At 63.1% G+C, this 22,428-nt stretch carries 20 protein-coding genes; 9 read left to right on the top strand and 11 right to left on the bottom strand.

Annotated features, from left to right (window positions below; genetic code table 11):
• Positions 1-120 precede the first annotated feature (120 nt).
• Positions 121-1,500, bottom strand: a complete 1,380-nt coding sequence (locus AC0L3I_RS08075) for a serine hydrolase domain-containing protein (protein ID WP_473526568.1) — start codon at positions 1,498-1,500, stop codon at positions 121-123.
• Positions 1,501-1,831: 331 nt separating this feature from the next.
• On the opposite strand from AC0L3I_RS08075, the gene AC0L3I_RS08070 reads away from it, so the two are divergent.
• Both AC0L3I_RS08070 and AC0L3I_RS08065 read left to right on the top strand, forming a co-directional pair.
• Entirely contained in the window at positions 1,832-2,623 is a 792-nt protein-coding gene (locus AC0L3I_RS08070) for a glycoside hydrolase family 25 protein (protein ID WP_473526567.1), read from the top strand.
• A gap of 80 nt (positions 2,624-2,703) precedes the next feature.
• Positions 2,704-3,885 carry a lytic murein transglycosylase gene (locus tag AC0L3I_RS08065; RefSeq protein ID WP_473526566.1) on the top strand — a complete coding sequence of 394 codons (1,182 nt, stop codon included), beginning with the start codon at positions 2,704-2,706 and terminating at the stop codon, positions 3,883-3,885.
• 86 nt (positions 3,886-3,971) lie between these two features.
• Here the strand turns inward: AC0L3I_RS08065 and AC0L3I_RS08060 are convergent, their stop codons facing one another.
• Complete coding sequence (locus AC0L3I_RS08060; RefSeq protein WP_473526565.1) at positions 3,972-4,865, bottom strand: LysR family transcriptional regulator; 894 nt, start codon at positions 4,863-4,865, stop codon at positions 3,972-3,974.
• Positions 4,866-4,987: 122 nt separating this feature from the next.
• Here AC0L3I_RS08060 and AC0L3I_RS08055 point away from each other — a divergent pair, with 122 nt between their 5' ends.
• Positions 4,988-5,719, top strand: a complete 732-nt coding sequence (locus AC0L3I_RS08055) for an SDR family oxidoreductase (RefSeq protein WP_473526564.1) — start codon at positions 4,988-4,990, stop codon at positions 5,717-5,719.
• Between the two features lie 191 nt (positions 5,720-5,910).
• Here the strand turns inward: AC0L3I_RS08055 and AC0L3I_RS08050 are convergent, their stop codons facing one another.
• Both AC0L3I_RS08050 and AC0L3I_RS08045 read right to left on the bottom strand, forming a co-directional pair.
• Positions 5,911-7,458 (bottom strand): acyl-CoA synthetase, encoded by a 1,548-nt coding sequence (locus AC0L3I_RS08050; protein WP_473526563.1) that lies wholly within the window; start codon positions 7,456-7,458, stop codon positions 5,911-5,913.
• Positions 7,459-7,613: 155 nt separating this feature from the next.
• Positions 7,614-8,834, bottom strand: a complete 1,221-nt coding sequence (locus tag AC0L3I_RS08045) for an alanine racemase (protein ID WP_473485223.1) — start codon at positions 8,832-8,834, stop codon at positions 7,614-7,616.
• 232 nt (positions 8,835-9,066) lie between these two features.
• Between AC0L3I_RS08045 and AC0L3I_RS08040 the strand changes: the two genes are divergently transcribed.
• Positions 9,067-9,984, top strand: coding sequence for a DMT family transporter (locus AC0L3I_RS08040; protein WP_473526562.1), 918 nt, complete (start codon positions 9,067-9,069; stop codon positions 9,982-9,984).
• 529 nt (positions 9,985-10,513) lie between these two features.
• Here AC0L3I_RS08040 and metF read toward each other — a convergent pair.
• Both metF and AC0L3I_RS08030 read right to left on the bottom strand, forming a co-directional pair.
• Positions 10,514-11,431 (bottom strand): methylenetetrahydrofolate reductase [NAD(P)H], encoded by a 918-nt coding sequence (gene metF / locus AC0L3I_RS08035; protein ID WP_473526561.1) that lies wholly within the window; start codon positions 11,429-11,431, stop codon positions 10,514-10,516.
• Positions 11,431-12,453: an ArsR/SmtB family transcription factor gene (locus AC0L3I_RS08030; RefSeq protein WP_473485221.1), complete on the bottom strand. Its 1,023-nt coding sequence runs from the start codon at positions 12,451-12,453 to the stop codon at positions 11,431-11,433. Before AC0L3I_RS08030 ends, metF begins: the two co-directional genes overlap by 1 nt.
• Positions 12,454-12,597: 144 nt before the next feature.
• Here AC0L3I_RS08030 and tsaA point away from each other — a divergent pair, with 144 nt between their 5' ends.
• From tsaA to AC0L3I_RS08010, 4 genes are all read left to right on the top strand, one after another.
• Complete coding sequence (gene tsaA, locus AC0L3I_RS08025; RefSeq protein WP_473526560.1) at positions 12,598-13,134, top strand: tRNA (N6-threonylcarbamoyladenosine(37)-N6)-methyltransferase TrmO; 537 nt, start codon at positions 12,598-12,600, stop codon at positions 13,132-13,134.
• Positions 13,131-13,442, top strand: coding sequence for a DUF2293 domain-containing protein (locus tag AC0L3I_RS08020; RefSeq protein ID WP_123151985.1), 312 nt, complete (start codon positions 13,131-13,133; stop codon positions 13,440-13,442). Before tsaA ends, AC0L3I_RS08020 begins: the two co-directional genes overlap by 4 nt.
• Positions 13,443-13,550: 108 nt before the next feature.
• Positions 13,551-14,510 carry an aminotransferase class IV gene (locus AC0L3I_RS08015; protein ID WP_473526559.1) on the top strand — a complete coding sequence of 320 codons (960 nt, stop codon included), beginning with the start codon at positions 13,551-13,553 and terminating at the stop codon, positions 14,508-14,510.
• Positions 14,511-14,715: 205 nt separating this feature from the next.
• On the top strand, positions 14,716-15,558 hold the full coding sequence (locus AC0L3I_RS08010) for an SDR family oxidoreductase (protein WP_473485218.1): 843 nt from the start codon (positions 14,716-14,718) through the stop codon (positions 15,556-15,558).
• Between the two features lie 56 nt (positions 15,559-15,614).
• Here AC0L3I_RS08010 and AC0L3I_RS08005 read toward each other — a convergent pair whose 3' ends face one another.
• From AC0L3I_RS08005 to AC0L3I_RS07985, 5 genes are all read right to left on the bottom strand, one after another.
• The gene (locus AC0L3I_RS08005; protein ID WP_473526558.1) at positions 15,615-16,232 is read right to left on the bottom strand and encodes an MOSC domain-containing protein; all 618 of its coding nucleotides are present in this window, start codon (positions 16,230-16,232) and stop codon (positions 15,615-15,617) included.
• A 145-nt stretch (positions 16,233-16,377) separates the two neighbouring features.
• Positions 16,378-17,499, bottom strand: coding sequence for a beta-ketoacyl-ACP synthase III (locus AC0L3I_RS08000; RefSeq protein ID WP_473485216.1), 1,122 nt, complete (start codon positions 17,497-17,499; stop codon positions 16,378-16,380).
• Positions 17,500-17,699: 200 nt separating this feature from the next.
• Positions 17,700-18,470 carry a trans-aconitate 2-methyltransferase gene (gene tam, locus AC0L3I_RS07995; RefSeq protein ID WP_473485215.1) on the bottom strand — a complete coding sequence of 257 codons (771 nt, stop codon included), beginning with the start codon at positions 18,468-18,470 and terminating at the stop codon, positions 17,700-17,702.
• Positions 18,471-18,514: 44 nt separating this feature from the next.
• The gene (gene ettA / locus AC0L3I_RS07990) at positions 18,515-20,164 is read right to left on the bottom strand and encodes an energy-dependent translational throttle protein EttA (protein WP_292214292.1); all 1,650 of its coding nucleotides are present in this window, start codon (positions 20,162-20,164) and stop codon (positions 18,515-18,517) included.
• A 107-nt stretch (positions 20,165-20,271) separates the two neighbouring features.
• On the bottom strand, positions 20,272-21,291 hold the full coding sequence (locus tag AC0L3I_RS07985) for a ribonuclease T2 family protein (RefSeq protein ID WP_473526557.1): 1,020 nt from the start codon (positions 21,289-21,291) through the stop codon (positions 20,272-20,274).
• Positions 21,292-21,487: 196 nt separating this feature from the next.
• On the opposite strand from AC0L3I_RS07985, the gene AC0L3I_RS07980 reads away from it, so the two are divergent.
• The gene (locus AC0L3I_RS07980) at positions 21,488-22,423 is read left to right on the top strand and encodes an alpha/beta fold hydrolase (RefSeq protein ID WP_473526556.1); all 936 of its coding nucleotides are present in this window, start codon (positions 21,488-21,490) and stop codon (positions 22,421-22,423) included.
• The last annotated feature ends 5 nt before the right edge of the window (positions 22,424-22,428 follow it).

Genomic DNA, 22,428 nt, shown 5'->3' with positions numbered 1-22,428 from the left:
CTCCAAAAACGACTAGCGATGGAGCGTCCGATTCCCACCCAACTTGCGTCGTCCCGGCTCTCGGCGTCAAATGTCCGAGAAGGGTCCGAACTCGGTCGTTCAGGTGATTGGGTTTTGACCCTAATGCAGCGCCTTCGCCAGCGCCGCCACCATCGTCTGCGGCCGGTAGCCGAGCTTGGCCGGTGTCAGGCCGAGCCGCACCACCACCAGCTTCTCGGAGGGAATGATGGCGACCGTCTGCCCGTCATGGCCTTCCATCCAATAGGTATCCCGAGGCAGGCCAGCAGCGATGCCGGCGCCGGGGCTCTCCTCGTCGCCCGGCCCCTCGATCCACACCTGGCCCCTGCCGTAGACTTTCGAGGCGGGTGCAGCTTCCCGCATCCAGCCGACGAAACCGGCAGGCAGGATCTCCTTGCCGTTCCACACACCATCCTGCAGCAGGAACTGGCCGAAGCGCGCCCAGTCGCGCGCGGTGGCGTAGAAATAGGACGAGCCGACGAAGGTGCCGTGCTCGTCGGCCTCCAGCACCGCGCTATGCATGCCGAGCGGGTCGAACAGCGCAACCCTCGGCCACGCCAGCGCCTTGTCCTTGTCGCCGATCGCGTCCTGCCACAGCCGCGACAGCATCACTGCTGTGCCGCTCGAATAGGAAAACATTTTTCCGATCTCGCCGGTCAGCGGCTTGGATCCGGCAAAGCCCGCCATATCAGGTTCGAGGTAGAGCATCCGCGTCACGTCGGTGACGTCGCCATAATCCTCGTTGAACTCCAGCCCGCTCGACATCGCCATCATATCGGCGAGACTGATGGCGGCACGGCCGTCCGCTTTCCAGGGTCCGAACAGGCCCTGGTTCGTCATCACCATCTTGCCGTCCTTCACCACCGTGCCGACGATCGCGGCGTTTACCGTCTTGGTCATCGACCAGCCGAGCAGCGGCGTCTTCTCGGAAAAGTCGGCGCCATAACGCTCGGCGACGATACGGCCGTTCTTGACCACCACCACCGCCCGCATACCGGCGCCGGTCATTGCGGGATCGTCGAGGATGTTTGCGATTTCGGGGTTTTGCGAGGCGTCGACCCTGTCGCCGTCCGGCCAAAGTGCGTCGCGCGACGGCGCCGGTGTCAGCGCCGGCCGGGCGACTGCTTTGGCCCTGGCGACGTCGCCATCCGGAACCGAAGCGCAGCCGAGCCCGTCGCGAACGACCGCGACACTCTTGCCGAACACGCCGAACAGTCCCGCCGAGACCGTGCCCTGCTCCTTGTCGACCGATACCCTCATCAGCCGCAGCAGCGGGTGGCCCGGCGCCTGCACGTCGACGGCGAGCACCTCATCGGCATCGCGTCCGGCGATAAAGACATTCGAGCAGACGATCTTGGCCGTATAACCCGAGCCGACGCGGATCAGTTCCGGCGGCGCGATGTAAAGCCAGGCGGCGAGTGCTGCGACCGCCAGCACGGCCAGCCCGAGCAGCCATTTCACCAGCCTCAGGGCAATCTGCATTTTCCGACTCCCCCCGGACGCTCATCCATGTCATCGATTTGCCGCCATTGCTTCGGCAAAATCGCGGTTCTGGTCGAGCGCTGTCAACGGAATATCAACCATGATCGGCGATCACTGATGCATGTCACCCAAAAGCATGCCCCCGGGCCCGAACCGGGGGTGCGCAGCGGTTTTGGGATTACGACATGCATAACAAAGATTAAGGCGCGCCGAAGCGGCGCACTTTAAAAGATAGAGCGGTCCTGTGGGGCGATCGCTTGGGGGCACGGTCGAGGGACCACCTGCAGCAACAACCCATCAGCGGCCGGCTGAAACCGGTTCAGGAGTTGTGATGCGCCGTCTCGCGGCTTTCATCTTGCTGACGCTGCTGGGCGCCTGCTCGACCGTCGACGATCTTGCGCCGTCGCTGCCGGGCGCCCCGACCGTTGCGGTGCGCGCACCCCGTTTTGACGACTCCGACCCGCATGAGTGGGACAGCGGCGCGCCGTGGAGTTATGCCGTTCACGGCACCGACGTCTCCAAATACCAGACCTCGGTCGATTGGCCGGCGGCCAGGGCCAGCGGCATTTCCTTCGTTTTCATCAAGGCGACGGAAGGCGGCGATCGCTTCGACGATTATTTCAACGAGCATTGGAGCCGCACGAAAGCTTCAGGAATCCCGCGCGCGGCCTATCATTTCTACTATTTTTGCACACCGGCCGCGACGCAGGCGCGCTGGTTCATCCAGAACGTGCCCAAAGACCGCTCGGCGATGCCGCCGGTTCTCGACATGGAATGGAACCCGCAATCGCCGACCTGCAGGCTGCGGCCGGATGCGGCCACGGTGCGCAGCGAGATGAGCACATTCCTCGAAATCGTCGAAAACCACTACGGCAAGAAGCCGATCATCTACACTTCCCTCGATTTCTTCGACGACAACGGCCTATCGGTTTTCCGCGACTATCCCTATTGGCTGCGTTCGGTGGCCGGCCACCCGCGCAAGAAATACGGCAGCCATCCCTTCGCCTTCTGGCAGTACACCGGAACCGGTATTGTGCCGGGCATCCCAGGCAAGGCCGATATCAACGTTTTCAACGGCTCGGAAGCAGCCTGGAACAAGTGGCTGCGGCAGAACACCCGTTGACACCGGGCCTGCCGCCTGCTTTTCGACACAGCCAAATGAAGGATGCTTGCAACCGCTGGTGATCTTCTTGGGGGATGGCGATGCGATTGCGCTTGGAAATTCTCGCGGCGCTGCTTCTGGCAGCTACGGCGGCGACGCCAGCGGTGGCACAGCAATGCGGCGGCGATTTCGAGGCATGGAAGCAGGGCGTAGCGGCGGAGGCCAGGAACGCCGGCGTCGGCACTGCCGGCCTTGAGGCGCTGGAAAAGGCCACCGCCGACAAAAAGGTGCTGGCGCGCGACCGCGCCCAGGGCGTCTTTACCCAGACCTTCATCGAGTTCTCCAACCGGATGATCTCGGCCTACCGGCTGAAGCAGGGCGCCGCCAATCTGAAAAAATACGCCGACGTCTTTGCCCGCGCCGACCAGGAATTCGGCGTCCAGCCGCCGATCATCGCCGCGTTCTGGGCGCTGGAAACGGATTTCGGCGCCGTGCAGGGCGATTTCCACACGCTGAACGCACTGGTCACGCTCTCGCATGACTGCCGCCGCCCGCAACTCTTTCGCCCGCAGATCACGCCGCTGCTGACCCTCATCGATCGCGGCGTCGTGCCGGCCGATGTCACCGGCGCCTGGGCTGGAGAAATCGGCCAGACACAGATGCTGCCGTCCGACTATCTCGGCCGCGGCGTCGACGGCGACGGCGACGGCCTGGTCGACCTGCGCAGCAGCGCGCCGGATGTGATCATGACCACGGCCAACAAGATTATGTCGCGCGGCTGGAAACGCGACCAGCCCTGGATCGAGGAAGTCCGCGTGCCCGACGACATGCCATGGGACCAGACTGGCCGCACCAACAGGCTGCCGCTGACGCAGTGGGCTCAGTGGGGTGTCACCAACCCCAACGGCACGCCGCTTGTCGACAACGGCCTGAAGGCAGGTCTCGCGCTGCCCATGGGCCGCAAGGGTCCGGCCTTCCTTGTCTACGACAATTTCGACGTCTACCTCGAATGGAACCAGTCCTTCACCTATGCGCTGACCGCGGCAAATCTCGCCGCGCGGCTGGCGGGTGCGCCGCAATTCGATCCGCGCAATCCCGAACCCGGCCTCAACGGCGCCCAGATGCGGGCATTGCAGACAAAGCTCGAGGCCAAAGGCTATGACGTCGGAACGGTCGATGGCATCCTGGGCACCAACACCCGCGAGGCGATCCGCAAGGAGCAGATGCGGCTAGGCTTGCCGGTCGACGGCTGGCCGACACCGGAGCTTTTGGCGAAACTGTAGGTTAGTGAGTGGTGGTGAGTGGTGAGTGGAACTAGGTACTCACTGCTGACTACTGACTTATTCACTATTCACTATTCACTAATCCGTCATCGCCTGGCAAGCAGGAAATCGATGAAGACGCGCAAGGCCGGCGGAACCTGCCGGGAGCTCGTATGATATAGATGAAAGCCCGGAAATCTGGGCGACCAGGCTTCGAGAAAACGGATGAGCTTGCCGGTTTCGATCCACGGCCGAACCTGGTAATCCAGCACGTAAGCCACGCCGATCCCATCCAGGGCCGCCCTGATCATCAGTTCCGTGTCGTTAACAGTCAGACCGCCGTTCACGGCTATTTCGAAAGCGCGCTGGCCTCGCGCGAACTCCCATCGATAGATGTTGCCGCCACCGGGCCACTGGAAATTGATGCATTGGTGATGGTGCAGGTCGGCGGGATGACGGGGCATGGGGTGATGCTCGAGATAGCTGGGCGCCGCCACCGCAGCCATCTCCATCTCGTCGCCGAGTTTCACCGCCACCATGTCCTTATGCAGCCGCTCACCAAGCCTGATTCCGGCATCGAATCGTCCCTCGACAATATCGGTCAGCATGTCGTCGACGATGATGGTGAGGGCAATATCGGGATAGGCACGGCGGAAATCGCCGAGGATGGGCACGATGAAACGCATGGCGGCGATGCGTGGAACATTGATGCGCAGCGAGCCTGCCGGTCGATCGCGTGATGCATGCGCGTCGGCGACAGCCCCTTCGAGTTCGCTGAATGCCGGAGCGAGGCGGGCAAACAGCGTTTCGCCTGCAGCGGTCGGCGACACGCTGCGGGTCGTGCGGTTGAGCAGCCGGACACCGACACGCTCCTCCAGCCCGCGTATCGTCTGGCTAAGCGCCGGCGGCGAAATCCTGAGCCTGGCCGCGGCGCGGACAAAGCTGCCTTCCTCGACGATCGTCGCGAACGCCTTCAGCTCGGAAAACTCGGTCCCTCGCATTATGTACCCCAGACTTAACAAGCCTGTTCGATCATAGGCCATTATCTGAGCAATAGCATGCCCCTAACTTCCACATGGAACCGCCGGTTGATTTGGAACGGCCGTAGCCAGACGAGACAGCTATGTATCATTCGCTTGAAGGCAAAATCGCGCTCGTGACCGGCAGTTCGCGCGGCATCGGCCGCGCCATCGCCGAGGGGCTCGCGACACACGGGGCGGCCGTGGTCGTCAATTATGTCGGTAACGAGAAAGCCGCTCAGGAAGCCGTTGCTGCGATCCGCGAGAATGGCGGCAAGGCCGTCGCCATTCAGGCCGATATCTCCAGCGTTTCCGACATAAGCCGGCTTTTCGATGAGACCGAAAAGCAGATGGGGGCGATTGACATCGTTGTCGCCAATGTCGGCGTCGCCGTCATAAAGCCGTTCGTCGAGGCCACCGAAGCCGACTTCGACCACGTCTTCGGCGCCAATGCCAAAGGCACCTTCTTCACGCTTCAGGAAGCGGCGCGCCGCGTGCGCGACGGTGGCCGTATCATCGCGGTTTCCACTGGTGGAACCAAGATGTTCTTCGCCCAGACCGCCCTTTATCTCGGCAGCAAAGGAGCCGTCGAGCAGTTCGTCCGCGTCCTCTCGCGCGAGCTCGGACCGCGCTCCGTCACCGTGAATGCGCTTTCGCCGGGCTTTACCGACACCGACCTGCTCCCAGAGCGGGACCGGGCTGTGGCCGCCGGCATGTCGCCCTTTGGCAGGATCGGAGCGCCGCGCGACGTCGCCGATGTCGCGGTTTTCCTCGCCTCCGACGAGGCCCGCTGGCTGACCGGCGAAAACATCCAGGCCGGCGGCGGCGTGGCCTGACCGACCGCAGCCTATGCCCAAACCCACAAACGTTGTTCAGCGCGACGGCAAAAGCCGAGATCGAGATCGATCTCTGGTTACGGCAACCCGAGAACTATGCCGCCGCACTCAAACTCGTCGCAAAGCCCCGAACCAACGAGTATGACCCCGGAGCGGACGTCCGCCCGATTTCGACCGGGAGAATGATCGCGCTATGTTTGCGAATCCCCAGAGACAGCACTTCGGAACTGGTGCCGCAGAGTAGGCTTATGCACTTTGCCGACCGCGCTGCGGGGCAGAGCTTCCACGAACATCGCCGTGCGCGGAACCTTGTAGCGCGCCAAGGCGGTGGCGCAGTGTGCCAGCAGCTCGGCCTCTGTGACCGCCGCACCATTCTTTCTCACTACGATGGCGCAGCCCACCTCGCCCCAGCGCGAATCGGGCACACCTATCACTGCCGCCTCGGCCACCTCAGGATGGCTGTAGAGAACATTTTCGACTTCGGCTGGATAGACGTTCTCGCCACCGGAGACGTACATGTCCTTCCGGCGATCGACGATCGTGACAAAACCCTCCTCGTCGACCCGCACGGCATCGCCGGTGCGCAACCAGCCGCCCTCGGCGAAGGCGGCGCGCGTCGCTTCCGGCTGGTTCCAATACCCCGGCGTGACGGCGGGACCACGGACCCAGAGCTCGCCGACCTCGCCCGGGGCGGCATCGCGCGCCGCATCGGCCACCACGCGCACTTCGACGTGCATGACGGGCTTGCCGGCCGAGTCCACCTTGCGCGCAGCATCCGCCGCCTCGAGATTGAGGATCAGCGGACCTGTCTCGGTCATGCCGTAGTTCTGTCTGAGTACTACACCTTTGCGCCGCCAGGTTTCGAGGAGCGGGACGGGAACGGGTGCCGCGCCGACGAAGGCACCCACGACGTTGGAGAGGTCAGCCGCAGCGAAATCCGCGTGCGCCGCCATGGCCTGGTAATGCGCCGGCACGCCGTGCAGATGCGTCACGCCAAGCATCGGATCGGCCAGCTGCCGCAGCGCCTCTCCGGCATCGAAGCGCCGTGTCACCGCGACAGTGCCGCCGGCATAGAAGGTGGGATTTGCGTAGATGTTGAGGCCAGCCGCGTGAAATAATGGCAGGACGCAGAGCAGCACGGTCTGCGGCGACAGCACGGCCACGCCAATGCAGTTCACTGCATTCCAGAAGTTCATGCCGTGGGTCGCGATGGAGCCCTTGGCCACGCCTGTCGTGCCGGAGGTGTAGAGTATCGTGCAGACGTCGTCATGCATGAGCCGGTGCGGCGCTGCGAGCGGCTGCGCCGCGGCGATGGCGCGCTCGTAGGGGCTCTCCTCAGGACCGCGCAGCAGGCGATGCACGATGCTGTGGCGGCGCGTCAGCTCATCGGCAACACCGGCAAACTCGGGGTCGTAGATGAGCACAGCGGGCGTGCAATCGGCTATGATGGCGTCCAGTTCGGGAAGCGCCAGCCGCCAGTTCAGCGGGACAAAAATGGCGCCGAGACGGAAGCAGGCGAATTGTAGCTCAAACGTGTCGGTCGAATTGTGCGCCAGCAGCGCTACGCGCACGCTGGGCGAGACGGCGCAGGCCTCCTGCAGGTGCCGCGCCAGGGTCGCGATGCGCCGATCAAACATGCGGTAGGTGAGGCGGCGGCCGTCTTCCAGATTTACCGCCGCGAGCGCCTCCGGCCGACGGGCGGCATGATGGGCGATCCAGTCATGGTGGCATGTGGACATTCTGGGCTATGTTGCACATGGGCTTAGGTTCGACAACGTGTCTGCATTTAGCACTTCCGCGACATGGAGGCAGTCGTGAAGAAGAAGCATCTTCAAATCGAAAGCAGACTTCCGTACGCGGCTGGGCCGTGCCGGTTTATGAGTTCACGAACTAACTAATCCGCCATCGTCTCCAGGCTGGCAAACCCCTGCGGCGCGTCGCCTTCGTCGAACGGCGTCGTCACCTCGACGAACGTGTCGGGATAGAAGCCGTTGAACCGTGTCCTCAGCGACAGCGAATAGGCGCCGATATGGCCGATCTCGATCCAATCGCCGGTATCGACCGTTTCCGGCAGCCAAAACGGCCGCGACAGGATGTCGACGGAATCGCAGGTTGCGCCGCAGACCTTGAACGGCACGATGGTCTTCTCCTCGCCATTGCGCGAGCGAATCGCCGGGTCTGGAATGAAGCGCGCCGGCAGCGTGATCTTGCCGGTCCACGAATCCGACAGCGACGCCCAGATGCCGTCATTGATGTAGAGCCGCTTGCCCTTGCGCAGCAGCACGCGAACGATCAGCGACAGGCAACGCGCCACGATCACCCTGCCCGGCTCCGCCACCAGCGGCATCTGGTCGAACTGGTATTCCTTCAAATCGCCGGACAGCCGCGACATGATCTGGCCGAGCGATGGCATCTCGATCTGCTTGCGGTTGGGATCATGGCCGTATTCGGCGGGAAAGCCGCCACCGACGTCGAGCCCGGCAATGTCGAAGCTGACGCGGTTGCGCACCCAGTCGGCCGAGGCCAGCGCCCGCTCATAGGTGTCGGGATCCTCGATCTGGCTGCCGACATGGAAGCACAGGCCGACCTTGTAGCCCGTCCGGTTCAGCCGTTCGGCCAGATCGACGGCATTGGCCGGCCCGGCGCCGAATTTCTTCGACAGTTCGTAGGCGGCCGATCCTTTGGTCTGGATGCGCACGAACACGGTGATCGCACCCGGATCGATATCGAGCGCCCGCACCACGCGGGTCAGCTTGGTGATCTCGTCCTCATGATCGAGCGAGATGACGCGGATGCCGTATTTCTCCAGCGCCAGCTTGATGTCCGACTGTGCCTTGACCGGATGCATGTAGAGCATCTCGGCGTCGGGCGAGACGGCGCGCACGGCGGCGAATTCGCCGGGCGAGGCCACGTCAAAGGCATTGACGCCAGCCTCGGCCAGCGCGTTCAGCACGATCTGCTCGCCGTTGGTCTTGACCGCATAGGCGGTCTTGCCGGGAAACATACCCATGAACTGCCTGGCGTCCGCCTTCAGCACCTGCGGGCGGAAGCAATAGATCGGATCGTCCGGGCGAAGCGCCAGCGCCGCTTCGCGCGCATTTTCGAATCGCTGCATGGACGAATCCCTTGACCTAGACTGCGCACAATTAATCCAACCTATGCGTGAATGAAAACAATTCTATGTCTCGCGGCCCAGACGCTGCGGCGCTACGCCAGATGACAGGCCAGACAACAGGAAAAAGCTAGCCTACCGATCTGGTTTCGGGTGGCCCTTGCCGTCGAACAGGATATGGCCTGAACAGACGCCTGATTGGCTTGGCATTCAGAGCCATCTGGGAGGACGATCCATGGCGATCACAACCACGACTGCAATGCGCGGACCCATGGCCCTGAAAGACTGGGCACAGCTTCTGCTGCTCGGTGCGATCTGGGGTGGCTCGTTCTTCTTTGCCCGCATTGCGGTTGCCGAGATTCCGCCGTTGGTGCTGGTGCTGTTTCGCGTCGCCATTGCGGCGCTGGCACTGCATCTCTATCTCGGCCTGCGCGGTCCGTCCTTCCGCCTCGCCTTGCCGCATGCCGGCCTGTTCTTTCTGCTGGCGCTCGTCAACAACGTCATTCCCTTCTCGCTGATCTTCGCCGGCCAGACTGAGCTTGGTGCCGGTGTCGCCTCGGTGCTCAATTCGACGACGCCGTTCTGGACGCTGGTCCTCGCCAACGCGCTGACATCAGACGAAAAGCTCTCCTGGAACAAGCTTGCCGGGATCGCGCTCGGCATCGTCGGCACGGCGGTGATGATCGGTCCCGGCCTGCTTGCCGGGCTGGGCGGGCCGGTCTGGGCGAAATTCGCGCTGGTCGGCGCGTCGCTGTCCTATGCGGTGGCCCTGATGATTGCCCGCCACTTGAAGGGCGTGCCGTCACCGGTCATCGCCACCGGACAATTAACCGCCTCGACCATCATCATGATCCCGGTCGTGCTGCTTGGCCACGGCACTGCCAACCTGTTTTCGGCCTCGCTGCCGGTCTGGGCAGCGGTGTTGGCGCTGGCCCTGCTGTCCACCGCCTTCGCCTACATTCTCTATTTCAACCTCGTCGCCTCGGCCGGTGCCACCAACGCCTCGCTGGTCACGCTGATCGTGCCGGCCAGCGCCATCCTGCTCGGTTGTCTGTTCCTGGGCGAGCGGCTCGAATTGTTCGAACTCGGCGGCATGGCGCTGATCGCGCTCGGCCTCGTCACCATCGACGGGCGCCTGTTCGGCCGACGTTAATGCATGTCGCCCAAAAGCACGCCCTCGGGCTTGAACCGAGGGTGCGCAGCGCCTTTGCGATAACGCGCAAACGACGCTCTAACTCGTTGAATCTTCGCATCGACTCGAAAAACGATTCCGATTCTCGGCGGCGGTGGCGCTGCCATATCCATTCTTGCCCCAGCTTCGTCACATTTTATACACAGGTCCGAAGCGGGATTTTGCCGAAGAGTTTCAATACCTAACGGCAAATGGCCGGTCATAAATTCCACAATGTCGTCGCATTGCAGCATATTTTCCGCTTGCCTGTGGCACAAATGACCCTAGACTCTGGCCATAGCTCTTTAAGAGGAGGCTATGACATGGGACTCACGAGGCCAATCAACGCATTGATGATCTGTGCTGCGTTTGCATTCATCGGAGCCCTGATTATGGGCTTTCTTCCGTAGACCCGCCAAAGCAACGGAAGATCAGCACCGAATAGTCCAAGTCATCGAAAAGGCCGGGTTTTTACCCGGCCTTTTTGCATTTCCAGAGACTTGGCCGAGACTTACGCCGCAGCAGACCCCGCAGCTTCAGCCTCATGCGAGCGGATGCCGATCATGTGGCAGACGGCGAAGACCAGATCGGCCCGGTTCATCGTGTAGAAATGGAAATCGCCGACGCCGCGCTCGACAAGGTCCAGCACCTGCTCGGCCGCCACCGCGGATGCCACCAGCGCATGCGTCTGCGGGTCCGTCTGCAGCCCGTCGAAGCGCTCGGCCATCCACGCCGGCACCAGCGCGCCGCAGCGCGCCGAGAAATTGGCGACCTGGGTGAAATTGTGGACCGGCAATATGCCCGGCACGATCGGTATGTAGATTCCGGCCCGCCGTGCCCGCTCGACATAGCGCTCGTAGAGATCATTGTCGAAGAAGAACTGGGTGATCGCCCGTGTCGCGCCATTGTCGACCTTGCGCTTCAGCATGTCGATGTCGGTGGCGAAATCCGGGCTCTCCGGATGCTTTTCCGGATAGGCGGAGACCGAGATGTCGAAATCGCCGACACCTTTCAGCGCCCCCACCAGTTCGGCGCCATTGGCATAGCCGCCCGGATGCGGACGGTAGGCGGCGCCGACGCCCTCGGCCGGATCGCCGCGCAAGGCGACGAAGCGGGTGACACCCATGTCGGCGAATTCCTGAATGACTTCATCGACCTCGTGACGCGCCGCATCGACGCAGGTCATGTGCGCCGCCGGCGTCAGCGCCGTTTCGTTGAGGATGCGCTTGACCGTGCGCGCCGTGCGCTCGCGCGTCGAGCCGCCGGCGCCATAGGTGACGGAGACGAATTTCGGCTTGAGCGGCTGCAGCCGGGTGACGGTGTCCCACAGCCTTGCTTCCATCTCGTCGCTCTTCGGCGGGAAGAACTCGAACGAAACTCTGACCTTGTCGCCAATGTCAGGGCGACGGGAAAAGCGGAACTGGTTCATCAGGCGGTTTCCCCTATCGGATAGGCATTGGCCGGTTGTGCGTGGTTGGAAGGATCGGCGATCAGCATGCGCTGGTCACGGCCGAGCCATAGTTTGACGGTGAGCCTGGCCTCGTTGCCGCCGCGCGGCTCGAATTCCTGGCTGTCCTCGAGATCGAGCCCGGCCTCGGAAAACCACTCGGTGATCTGCCGGTCGGAAAAGCCGAGCCGCACATGCGCGTGCACGTCGCGCAGGAATTCCAGTGCGTGCGGAGCGAAATCGACGATCACCAGCCGGCCTGCCGGGCGCAGCAGCCTTGCTGCCTCGCGGATGGCGCGGGCGGGATCGTCGAGATAGTGCAGCACCTGGTGGATGGTGACGAGATCGAAGGCGTCGCGCTCGACCGGTGGCGCAAAAATATCGCCCTGGCGCACCTGCGCATTCGAAATGCCGGCTTTGTCGAGATTGGCGCGCGCCACCGTCAGCATCTCGCGCGACATGTCGATGCCGATGCCGCGCCGGTAGAGCGGCGAAAAGATCTCAAGCAGCCGCCCGGTGCCGGTGCCGAGATCGAGCATCGACTGGAACGGCCGCTTGCCGACGAGCTTGAGCAGCGCCGCCTCCACGGCGCGGTCCGGCACATGCAGTGAGCGGATGTGGTCCCAGCTTGCGGCATTTACGGAGAAATATTCGGCGGCGCGATCCTGCCGCTTGCGCTTGACCGCCGCCAACCGCTCGAGGTCACGCTCGACCTGCGGATCGGCATCCCGGATGCCGGAGACCAGCCTGAGCACGAAATCCCGCGCCGCATCCGAATCCGACAGCCGGAAGAAGGCCCATGAGCCCTCCTGATAGCGGCCGATCAACCCCGCCTCCAGCAGCAGCTTCAGGTGGCGCGAGACGCGCGGCTGTGACTGGCCGAGGATTTCGGTGAGATCGGAGACGGTCAGGTCGCCGCGCGACAGCAACGCCAGGATGCGCAACCGGCTGGATTCGGCCGCCGCCTTCAATGTATCTACCATGGTGTCGAGAGCGACATGCATGCGAGCATTCTCTTTGAAAAAGATATAAACATATGTTTATGTCGATTTTGATAGCCTTGCAAGCGCTATGTCGCTTCCGGACAAGAAAATGGCGCATGCGTGACGGATCGCGCAAAGCCGGAAGCAGGATCGGGGCGAAAATCCATGTTCGAGACGCGCAGCGGCGAAAAGCTTCTGGAAACCGATCCGGCCGATATGCCGCCGGACGGCCATGTCGTCTTCATAGGCCGCATTGCCTCGCCTTGGACCGCGCGGGAAACTTGCCCCAAGAACATGAAAGCCGCGCGGGAAACCGGACAGCAGGCGGTTCTCACGATCGACCAGCGCTATCGTAGCGGCCTGCTTGGGCTGGAGCGGGCCAGCCACGTCATCATCCTGTCCTGGCTGCACCACGCGCCGCGGACCCTGATTGTTCAGAAACCCCGCCATGCGACTGAACCGAAAGGCGTTTTTTCGCTGCGCTCCCCGGCCCGGCCGAACCCGATCGGGTTGCATATCGCCAGGCTCGTCGCCCTCGACATCGATACGGGCCGTATCGATATCGATGCCATCGACGTGCTCGACGGCACGCCGGTCATCGACATCAAGCCTTATTTCGCATCGACCGATGCCTTTGCCGAGGCGACCATTGCCGGACGGGACGAGCCCGGACGGGACGGGCCGGGACGGGATGGGCAATGAGCGCGCCGACCGGCCGCCGCCGCGCCATCGCCAAGGCGCTGACAGCGCTTTTGCCGCTGGCGCCCTATGCCGACATGGAAAAGATCCGCGCCGACGCCGGCGCGGTGCATATGAAGAGCTTGCCGCCGACGATCGCGGTGTGGCTGGCGACCATCGCCCATATCCGACATGTGCACACCGACTACGAAAAACTGCTGGCCGAAGGCTACGACCGAGACTCGGCGCGCTTCTTCGTCATGGAACAGACCAACATCGTGCTGACCCGCTGGCGCGCCACGCGTCTGCTCGACGACGAGGAGGAAGAATAACAAGTTCCTCGATGGCCCAGCGGCAGGACCAGCCTGTGTCTTGTACCACCCGCCGTGCCGCTCTATCCCGCTATCTGGTCGGCGAAAAACGACCTGACGGAGGACGTGATGAGCAACTCGATCGATCCACATGCCAAACCACTGCCCTCGCTCTCCGCCCATCACATAGACCCGCACTCCTATCCGGACGGCGTTGCCTTCCTGGACGGGCAATATCTGCCGATGTCGCAGGCCAAGATCTCGGTGCTGGATTGGGGCTTCCTGCATTCCGACGCCACCTACGACACGGTGCATGTCTGGGGCGGTCGCTTCTTCCGCCTCGACCTGCATCTCGATCGCTTCTTCGGCGGACTGGAAAAGCTGCGCATGACGATCCCGTTCGACCGCGATGGCGTGGCCGAGATCCTCGAAAATTGCGTGGCGCTGTCGGGTCATCGCGCCGCTTATGTCGAGATGCTGTGCACGCGCGGCACCTCGCCGACCTTCAGCCGCGACCCGCGCGACGCGGTCAACCGTTTCATGGCGTTCGCTGTTCCCTTCGGCTCGGTCGCCAATGCCGAGCAATTGCAGCGCGGCCTGCATGTGGCGATCAGCGACAAGGTGCGCATCCCACCGGCTTCGATCGACCCGGCGATCAAGAACTATCATTGGCTCGACCTGGTGCGAGGCCTCTACGACGCCTATGACCGCGGCGCCGAGACCGCGCTGCTCCTCGATTTCAACGGCAATGTCGCGGAAGGCCCCGGCTTCAACGTCTTTTGCGTGGATGACGGTAAACTGTCGACGCCGGCTGCCGGCGTGCTGCCCGGCATCACCCGTCGCACCGTCTTCGATCTCTGCGCGGAGGCAGGGCTTGCCGTTGCAGCGGCCGATGTCAGCGTCGCTGCGCTGCGTCGGTCCGACGAGGTCTTCATCACCTCGACCGCCGGCGGCATCATGCCGGTAACGATGATCGACGGTGTTCCGGTCGCGGACGGCAAGGTCGGCGCGATTACCAGGCGCCTTATGGCGATCTATTGGCAAATGCACGAAGACCCGGCCTGGTCGAGCCCGGTACGCTATCCCTGACCCATCCCTGGCCGACTGTTATGGCGCAGGCTCTCATCAACAAAACGTGCTCGACCTTGATAGGTCCGGAATGCTCCGTATATGCTGGAACGGAGTAGCCTCCGTTTAGACCATGATCCCCGAAAGTGGAATCCGGTTTTCGCTGGAGATCATGGTCAAGCAAGAACTCAAAATCAAAGCCCGCAAGGGCAAGAATTGGTGGATCATGACACACAAGGTTTGGTTTATTACCGGATCGTCGAAGGGTTTCGGCCGCGTCTGGGCAGAAGCAGCACTCGCCCGCGGCGACCGCGTCGCGGCAACGGCCCGCGATGCCGGCACGCTTGCCGACTTGGTCGACAAATATGGCGACCATATCGCCGCGATTAAGCTAGACGTCACCGACAAGACGGCCGTCGATGCCGCCATTGCCGAAGCGCATAACCGCTTCGGCCGGCTCGACGTCGTCATTAACAATGCCGGCTATGGCCATTTCGGGGCCATCGAGGAAGTCAGCGAACAGGAGGCCCGCGATCAGATCGAGACCAACGTGTTCGGCGCTCTCTGGGTGACCCAGGCCGCCCTGCCGATCCTGCGGGCGCAGAGGTCCGGCCACATCATCCAGATCTCGTCGATCGGCGGCGTCAACGCCTTCGCCATGATCGGTCTCTACCACGCCTCGAAATGGGCGCTGGAAGCCTTTAGCCAGTCGCTTAGCCTGGAGGTCGCGGAGTTCGGCATCCACGTGACGCTTGTCGAGCCGGGCGGTTTCTCCACCGACTGGGCCGGACCGTCCGCCAAGGTTTCGAAGCCGATCGCTGCCTATGAGCCGGCTCGTGCCGCGATGGCGGAGCGCCGCAAGCGCTCGGTGGCCGGTGATCCCGCCGCCACCGGACCGGCAATGCTTGAAATCGTCGATGCGGCCGAACCGCCGCTTAGGGTGTTCTTCGGCGATGGCGGCCTGCCGATGGCCAACCAGGAATATGCCAATCGCATCGCGCTGTGGGAAAAGTGGGATCACCTGTCCATCATGGCGCAGGGCGCGAACAAGAACCGCAAGGCCGCCTAAGACCGATCCGGAAATCGCTACGCCGCCATGGCGGCGTAGCCCCAGCCTCACCCGCCCTAAGCCCGGTAAATCCACTGCTCGGGCACACGCACCGAAATCTCCTCGCCGGTCGTGATGCGGCCTGGTTTTTCGACCCAGGCGACGAGGCCGCGCAACCGCTTTGCCGCCTTCGGGAACAGCAGCGCGCCGGCCTCGTGGTCGGCCATTCCGGCATTTTCGGCGACCGATCGCCCGGCGATGCGGAAAGGTCCGTTCTGCGCGTCGACCTTGATGGTGACGCCTCCCCTGAAGAACAGCAGCGTGCCGGACGGCAGCATGGAGAGATGCGGCAGGCCTTCGATCAACAGATTGGCGCCGATCCACTCCGGCTTGATCTCGGCGATGCCCATCCGCCGGGCAACGATCGCCAGCTCGTCCGCCGCCACAACAGACAGCTGCCGCTCGTTGCGCATCTCGGTGCCGCGTGGATACCAGGGCTCGCGCCCGCCGGAGCGCCGCGTCGCGCCGGCGTGGAAATCGCCGTCAATGCCGTCGAAGCCGAGCCGTAGTTCATCCACCGCGCGTGTCTCGAAATGATCTGATGGCGCGACGTAAACCGCGACCACCTGCGCGGCAAGCTTCCGCGCCGGGATGATTTCGACCGGGTTGTCGGTCTCGGGGAAGAGATCCGGCATAGGCTTCGCTCCTTGCGTGATGCCAAGCAATTAGCCGCAGTGAGCTCATCAGGTCCAGTCTAAAGCGCTGATGCCCCAATCAAGCAGACTGATGCGATTACACACCGGCGCCCGCTAATGCTGGTGCCGTTCGCGCCAAGACCGATCAGAGCATGCGCAATAGCGCCCCGCCAATCGAATAGCCGGCGCCGAAGGCGCAGAGCAGGCCGTAGTCGCCCGCCTTCATGTCGGCGTGGTTCTCCGACAGGGCGACGATCGCGCCGGCGCCGGCGGTGTTGCCAAGGCGCTCCAGCACCATCGGCGCGCGGTCATGGCCGACCTCGTGGCCGAACGACAGCTTCAGGATCATGGCGTTCATCCGGGCATTGGCCTGATGCAGCCAGAAGCGCCGGATCGCCTGCGGCGTCAGCCCGTGCTCGGCCAGGAACTCGACGATGAACTTGTGCCCGGCGACGGTGACTTCCTTGAACACCTTGTTGCCGACCTGCTTGATCAGGTTGCCTTCCAGATTGATCATATACGGATCGTCCTGGGCGGTGCGTGTGTAGTAGCCAAGATTGGTGCGGATGTTGTTGGACATCTGCGTCCAGGTGCGCGTGTCGAGCACCTCGAAGCGTCCCGGTCGCTTATCGCCCTGGGCAAGCCCCTCGACGACCATCGAGACCGAAGCATCGCCGAAGATGAAATGCGTCTGCCGGTCGCGGAAGTTGAGATGGCCGGTAATGATCTCGGGCGTCGTCACCAGCACGCGCCTGTGTGCGCCCGCCCGCACCAGATTGACCGCAATATGCAATGCCGCCGCCGCCGATGAGCAGCCAAGGCCCATGTCGAAACCAGCGCCCTTCGTGCCCATCGCCTGCTGCATCTCGATAGCGATCGCCGGATAGGGCCGCTGGTGATGCGAGGCCGAGCAGATCACCAGGTCGATATCCCCAGGCTCCAGGCCGGCATGGTCGAGCGCTTTCCTGGCCGACGCGATGCCGAACTCGGCTTCGAGCGACAGCGCATCGTCGGGCCGCACCGGAATCCGCGGCGCCATGCGGGTCGGGTCGAGAATGCCTTCCCGCTCGATCACATGGCGGGTCTGTACGCCCGAAGCATGGACGATGAAGGCACTGTCCGACTTCTGCAGCAGCGTCTCGCCCGAAGCCTCGCGGCGGACATTCTCCGTGTCGACCCAGGCATTGAAGCTGTCGACCAGTTCTTCATTGGTGATCGAAGGCTCGGGGATTTCAACGCCGATACCGCTGATGATGACGCGATGCATTTCCACCCCATGCGCAGGCGTTGCGGCTCTCATTTGGGCGCCGCGAAGGTTGGGCGCAACTGTTTTTCGTACCTGGTGGGTGTTTACGCCGGCTTAAATCAAATGCCTGAGGCAAAAGACCACAACCTTGCGTTGCCGAAATGCGCATGGTGCGGATCAAGCGCCGCCAGGCACTGCCTCTCTCGGTGTGGCTACCGTTTCTAAGCGGATCGCCGCGCGACTATGAACAGGCGCGGAAAACGCAGCAGCACCTTGCCGTTTGCCGTCTTCGAATAGGCTTGGGTTATTCTGGCAGTGTAGCGATTGAGGAAAAGCCGGCGCTCGTCCTCGTCGAGCGGATCGAGGAACGGCTTCAGCCCGGTCGACTTCAGCCATTCGACAATGGCTTCGGCACCGGCAAGCGGATGATTGTAGGCGGTGTGCCAGATGTCGAGCCGGTCGGAGAACGGCGACAAAAGATCGTAGTAGAACGACACCGGCGGCAGCGGCCCGCCCGCAGCACCCCTAAGCTTTTCGGCAAACGGCATTTCGGCCGCCGTCTCCCGCATCAGCCGGTGCGAGGGTTCGCTCATATTGTCGGGCATCTGCACGGCAAGCGCGCCGCCGGGCGCCAGAAATCCCATCAGCCGCTGGAAGATCGCCGGATGCTCCGGCAGCCACTGGAATACCGCATTGGCGAAGATCACATCGACCGGCTGTTCGGGCAGCCACGCCGCCGCATCCGCCAGCTCGAAGGTTACTTCAGGCAGACGCGCCCTCGCCTTCTCGATCATGTCAGGCGAGGTGTCGAAACCGCTGACCTGCGCGCTCGGCCAGCGCGCGACCAGCAATTCGGTAGAATTCCCCGGCCCGCAACCGATGTCGACCACCCGGCGCGGTGCCTCCACCGGCACCTGCGCGACAAGATCGCGCGACGGCCGCGTGCGCTCGTCCTCGAATTTGAGATATTGGGCGGCGGACCAGTCGGCCATTTCAGCTCCTCAGATCATTTGAGAATTCGCCGCCCCAAAAAAACCTACCGCGTCAGCCGCTTGTACGTCATGCGGTGCGGATTGACGGCATCGGGGCCGAGCCGGCGGATCTTGTCCTGCTCGTAATCCTCGAAATTGCCCTCGAACCATTCGACATGGCTGTCGCCCTCGAATGCCAGGATGTGCGTCGCCAGCCGGTCGAGGAACATGCGATCGTGCGAGATGATGACGGCGCAGCCGGCGAAGTTTTCCAGCGCGTCTTCGAGTGCCGCCAGGGTTTCCGTATCGAGATCGTTGGTCGGTTCGTCGAGCAGCAGCACATTGCCGCCGGTCTTCAGCATCTTGGCCAGGTGCACGCGGTTGCGCTGGCCGCCGGACAGATTGCCGACCTTCTGCTGCTGATCGCCGCCACGGAAATTGAACGACGCGCAGTAGGCACGGGTGTTGGCCTCGAACTTGCCGAGCTTGACCACTTCGGCGCCGCCCGAGATTTCTTCCCACACGGTCTTGGTCGGGTCGAGTGCGTCGCGGCTCTGGTCGACGTAACCGAGCTTGACCGTCTCGCCGACGCGGATCGTGCCGGCGTCCGGCTTTTCCTGGCCGGTGATCATGCGAAACAGCGTCGTCTTGCCGGCGCCGTTCGGGCCGATGACGCCGACGATGCCGCCGGGCGGCAGCTTGAAGTCGAGATCGTCGATCAGCAGCGTGTCGCCAAAGCCCTTCGACAGGCCCTCGACCTCGATCACCACATTGCCGAGCCGCTCGCCATGCGGAATGACGATCTGGCTGTCGCTCGGACGCCGCTTGTCGGCCGCATCCAGCAGATCCTGGAACGCCTGAATGCGCGCTTTCGACTTGGTCTGCCGGGCTTTCGGGCTGGACTGTATCCACTCGCGCTCGCGGCCGATCGCCCGCTGGCGCGCGTCGTCCTCGCGGCCCTCCTGCTTGAGCCGCTTGGCCTTGGCTTCGAGATATTTGGTGTAGTTGCCCTCATAGGGAATGCCGCGGCCACGGTCGAGCTCGAGGATCCAGCCGGTGACGTTGTCGAGGAAGTAGCGATCGTGGGTGATGATCATCACCGCGCCCGGATAGGCGCGCAGATGCTTTTCCAGCCAAGCCGTCGTCTCGGCGTCGAGATGGTTGGTCGGTTCGTCGAGCAGCAGAAGGTCGGGCTGCCGCAGCAGCAACTGGCAGAGTGCTACGCGGCGGCGCTCGCCGCCCGACAGCTTGGTGACGTCGGCTTCCTTGGGCGGGCAGCCGAGCGCTTCCATCGCCATCTCGACCTGCTGTTCGAGATCCCACAGGTTCAGCCGGTCCATCTCGTCCTGGAGCTTGGCCGACTCGTCGGCCGTCTCGTCGGAATAGTTCATCATCAATTCGTTGTAGCGCTCGATGATCGCGGTCTTGGCGGCGACGCCTTCCATGACGTTCTCGAACACGGTCTTGTTCGCATCGAGTGCCGGCTCTTGCGCCAGGTAACCGACGGTGGCACCTTCGGCCAGCCATGCCTCCCCGCTCCACTCCTTGTCGATACCGGCCATGATCTTGAGGATGGTCGACTTGCCGGCGCCGTTCGGGCCGAGGATGCCGATCTTGGCGTCGGGGTAGAAGGAGAGATGGATGTTCTCGAGCACCTTCTTGGTGCCATAGGCCTTATTGAGGCCGGCCATGTGATAGATGAACTGGCGTGCCACGCGCGCTTTCCCTGAAAAGTCGACTGGAATGTCGGATTGAATGGAAGTTGCGCGCTATGTAGGCGATGCCGCGCCGAACGGCAAACTGTTTTGGCATTTCGAACGTGTCACTGGAACTCGATCGGATCGACGGTGCCTTTCGGACAACCCGCATTGTTCGTCGGCACTGATGCCAGCAACAGCTCACTGAGCGAAGAGTTCGGACCGATCGGGCCGGTCAGGCCGAGCGTCAGTTCGCCGATCAGCCGCCTGCCGCTCGAATGGTCGTTCAAACAGGAGACGCGAACCCGCTCGCCCGCGCCGGGACCGAAAGCACTGTCGAAGGCGGCGCGGATCTGGTCGGAGGTCAGATCCCGGCCAATTTTTTGCGTGAAAAGATCGCGCACCGGTGAAGCATTCACCGCGCGCGTCAGGTTCAGCGCATCGGAAAAATACTCTTGCTGGCTCTTGCCGTAACAGGTGCCATGCTTGATCCACTCATGCCTGTCGAGAGCGGATGCGGTGCCTGGCATCACCTGATCGAGCTCCGACCGCGTGTTCGGCTCGAGCTCGACCGGCGGCAAATCCTGCCAGTGCGCCGGATTGTCGTTCGCCTTATCGGCCGCTGCCACCTGGCAATAGAAATTTTCGTTCGGCTGCGGCCACAGCCCATGCAAGGTGAAATGCGTCGCGTCAAAACCGGCCGCGGTCTGTGCCTTGCATTCGGTCTTGCTGGGCTTGGTTTCGCAAAAGGCTGGCTGCCAGCTCAGCGCGAGGACATATTCGGGTTTTCCCGAAGCGGGCGCAGCAGACTTCTCCCGGTCGGCCGGCGCCGGTGCTGCCGGCATCGTTGACGCGCCCGAAACATGGCCGCAATCGACCTTCACCCAGCGGCGCTCCGGATCGGCCCCTGGCACGCGGATCAGATAATGCGTGGGAGCATCCTTGTTGCCGGCCAGAAGCTCGTAGCTCTGCCCCGCATCGGTCGCGATATTGCCGGGATTCTTGCCGCTCTTGATGGCCTGCGTCGCTGGACAGGTGACATCGGCCACGAAGGAGCCGCTCAACTTCACCTCGGCCCGCGCAGCACCCGTTAGCAACGCGGCGACAAGTGCCAATCCAAAAACAAGGCCTGTCAGCGTACGCATGGGTACTCTCCGGTTGCAAAATGCCGCGGCAACAAACCGCCGCCCTCTCTCGGTAGCAAATTCTCGATGTCAGAATTGCGATACCCCGCGTCGCGACACAAGAACGGCGCTGCGGAAAACACGGATTGACGCAAAACCGGCGTCGGCGCACACAAACGTCCGCAGGCGCAAAAGACGCGTTGGAGACGAAGCGAGAATGTCATTCAGCCAGCAGCGCGTGATGCGATCACCGACCGGCGCCGAGCTCAACCTTTATGTGAAACGCGCCGAGGGCCGCCCGCGCGCAGTCGTCCAGATTAATCACGGACTGGCCGAACACGCGGCGCGCTATGTCCGCTTCGCTACCTTTCTGGGCGAGCGCGGCTACCACGTCTACGCCCATGACCATCGCGGCCATGGCGCCACCAAGGCGCCAGATGCGCCACTCGGCCAGTTCGCTCAATCGGATGGCGGCGCCAAGGTCATCGCCGATGTCGCCGCCGTGCACGATCTGATCGCCGCCGAACATCCCGGCCTGCCCGTCATCGTCTTCGGCCATTCCATGGGCGGCCTCGTCGCGCTGAATTTCATGCTTCACCATTCGAACCGGCTGCACGCCGCCGCCATCTGGAACGCCAATTTTTCCGCCGGGCTGGCCGGCCGTGCCGCGCGAATCATCCTGGCCTGGGAAAAGTTCCGGCTCGGCTCCGACATGCCGTCGCGCATGCTGCCTAGACTGACCTTCCAAGCCTGGGGCAATGCCGTCCCCGATCACCGGACGCCGTTCGACTGGCTGTCGCGCGACGCAGCCGAAGTCGACAAGTACATCGCCGATCCGCTGTGCGGCTGGGATGCCTCGGTGTCGATGTGGCGCGACCTGTTCGGCTTTGTCTTCGACGGTGCCCACGACACTAACTTTTCCGGCGTCCGCAAGACCCTTCCGATCTGCCTGGTCGGCGGCGAAAAGGACCCCGCCACCGACGGCGGCAAGGCGGTCGCCCAGCTCGCTGGCCGCCTGCACAGGATGGGCTTTTCGAATCTCGTTTCAAAGGTTTACGCCGAGACCCGCCATGAAAGCCTGAACGAGGTGAATCGAGATATCATCATGAACGATTTCGCCGCATGGGCCGATAGGGTGCTGAAACAAGCGTGATCGAC

This window comes from Mesorhizobium sp. WSM4840 (assembly GCF_055811755.1).
The sequence above is the reverse complement of the archived record's forward strand: the minus strand, read 5'-3'. Positions and strand labels throughout refer to the sequence as shown.

What these genes read in the sequence shown, in the direction of transcription:
- AC0L3I_RS08075 (WP_473526568.1), bottom strand. Translation starts at nt 1,500, where the DNA reads ATGCAGATTGCCCTGAGGCTGGTGAAATGGCTGCTCGGGCTGGCCGTG.
- AC0L3I_RS08070 (WP_473526567.1), top strand. Translation starts at nt 1,832, where the DNA reads ATGCGCCGTCTCGCGGCTTTCATCTTGCTGACGCTGCTGGGCGCCTGC.
- AC0L3I_RS08065 (WP_473526566.1), top strand. Translation starts at nt 2,704, where the DNA reads ATGCGATTGCGCTTGGAAATTCTCGCGGCGCTGCTTCTGGCAGCTACG.
- AC0L3I_RS08060 (WP_473526565.1), bottom strand. Translation starts at nt 4,865, where the DNA reads ATGCGAGGGACCGAGTTTTCCGAGCTGAAGGCGTTCGCGACGATCGTC.
- AC0L3I_RS08055 (WP_473526564.1), top strand. Translation starts at nt 4,988, where the DNA reads ATGTATCATTCGCTTGAAGGCAAAATCGCGCTCGTGACCGGCAGTTCG.
- AC0L3I_RS08050 (WP_473526563.1), bottom strand. Translation starts at nt 7,458, where the DNA reads ATGTCCACATGCCACCATGACTGGATCGCCCATCATGCCGCCCGTCGG.
- AC0L3I_RS08045 (WP_473485223.1), bottom strand. Translation starts at nt 8,834, where the DNA reads ATGCAGCGATTCGAAAATGCGCGCGAAGCGGCGCTGGCGCTTCGCCCG.
- AC0L3I_RS08040 (WP_473526562.1), top strand. Translation starts at nt 9,067, where the DNA reads ATGGCGATCACAACCACGACTGCAATGCGCGGACCCATGGCCCTGAAA.
- metF (WP_473526561.1), bottom strand. Translation starts at nt 11,431, where the DNA reads ATGAACCAGTTCCGCTTTTCCCGTCGCCCTGACATTGGCGACAAGGTC.
- AC0L3I_RS08030 (WP_473485221.1), bottom strand. Translation starts at nt 12,453, where the DNA reads ATGCATGTCGCTCTCGACACCATGGTAGATACATTGAAGGCGGCGGCC.
- tsaA (WP_473526560.1), top strand. Translation starts at nt 12,598, where the DNA reads ATGTTCGAGACGCGCAGCGGCGAAAAGCTTCTGGAAACCGATCCGGCC.
- AC0L3I_RS08020 (WP_123151985.1), top strand. Translation starts at nt 13,131, where the DNA reads ATGAGCGCGCCGACCGGCCGCCGCCGCGCCATCGCCAAGGCGCTGACA.
- AC0L3I_RS08015 (WP_473526559.1), top strand. Translation starts at nt 13,551, where the DNA reads ATGAGCAACTCGATCGATCCACATGCCAAACCACTGCCCTCGCTCTCC.
- AC0L3I_RS08010 (WP_473485218.1), top strand. Translation starts at nt 14,716, where the DNA reads ATGACACACAAGGTTTGGTTTATTACCGGATCGTCGAAGGGTTTCGGC.
- AC0L3I_RS08005 (WP_473526558.1), bottom strand. Translation starts at nt 16,232, where the DNA reads ATGCCGGATCTCTTCCCCGAGACCGACAACCCGGTCGAAATCATCCCG.
- AC0L3I_RS08000 (WP_473485216.1), bottom strand. Translation starts at nt 17,499, where the DNA reads ATGCATCGCGTCATCATCAGCGGTATCGGCGTTGAAATCCCCGAGCCT.
- tam (WP_473485215.1), bottom strand. Translation starts at nt 18,470, where the DNA reads ATGGCCGACTGGTCCGCCGCCCAATATCTCAAATTCGAGGACGAGCGC.
- AC0L3I_RS07985 (WP_473526557.1), bottom strand. Translation starts at nt 21,291, where the DNA reads ATGCGTACGCTGACAGGCCTTGTTTTTGGATTGGCACTTGTCGCCGCG.
- AC0L3I_RS07980 (WP_473526556.1), top strand. Translation starts at nt 21,488, where the DNA reads ATGTCATTCAGCCAGCAGCGCGTGATGCGATCACCGACCGGCGCCGAG.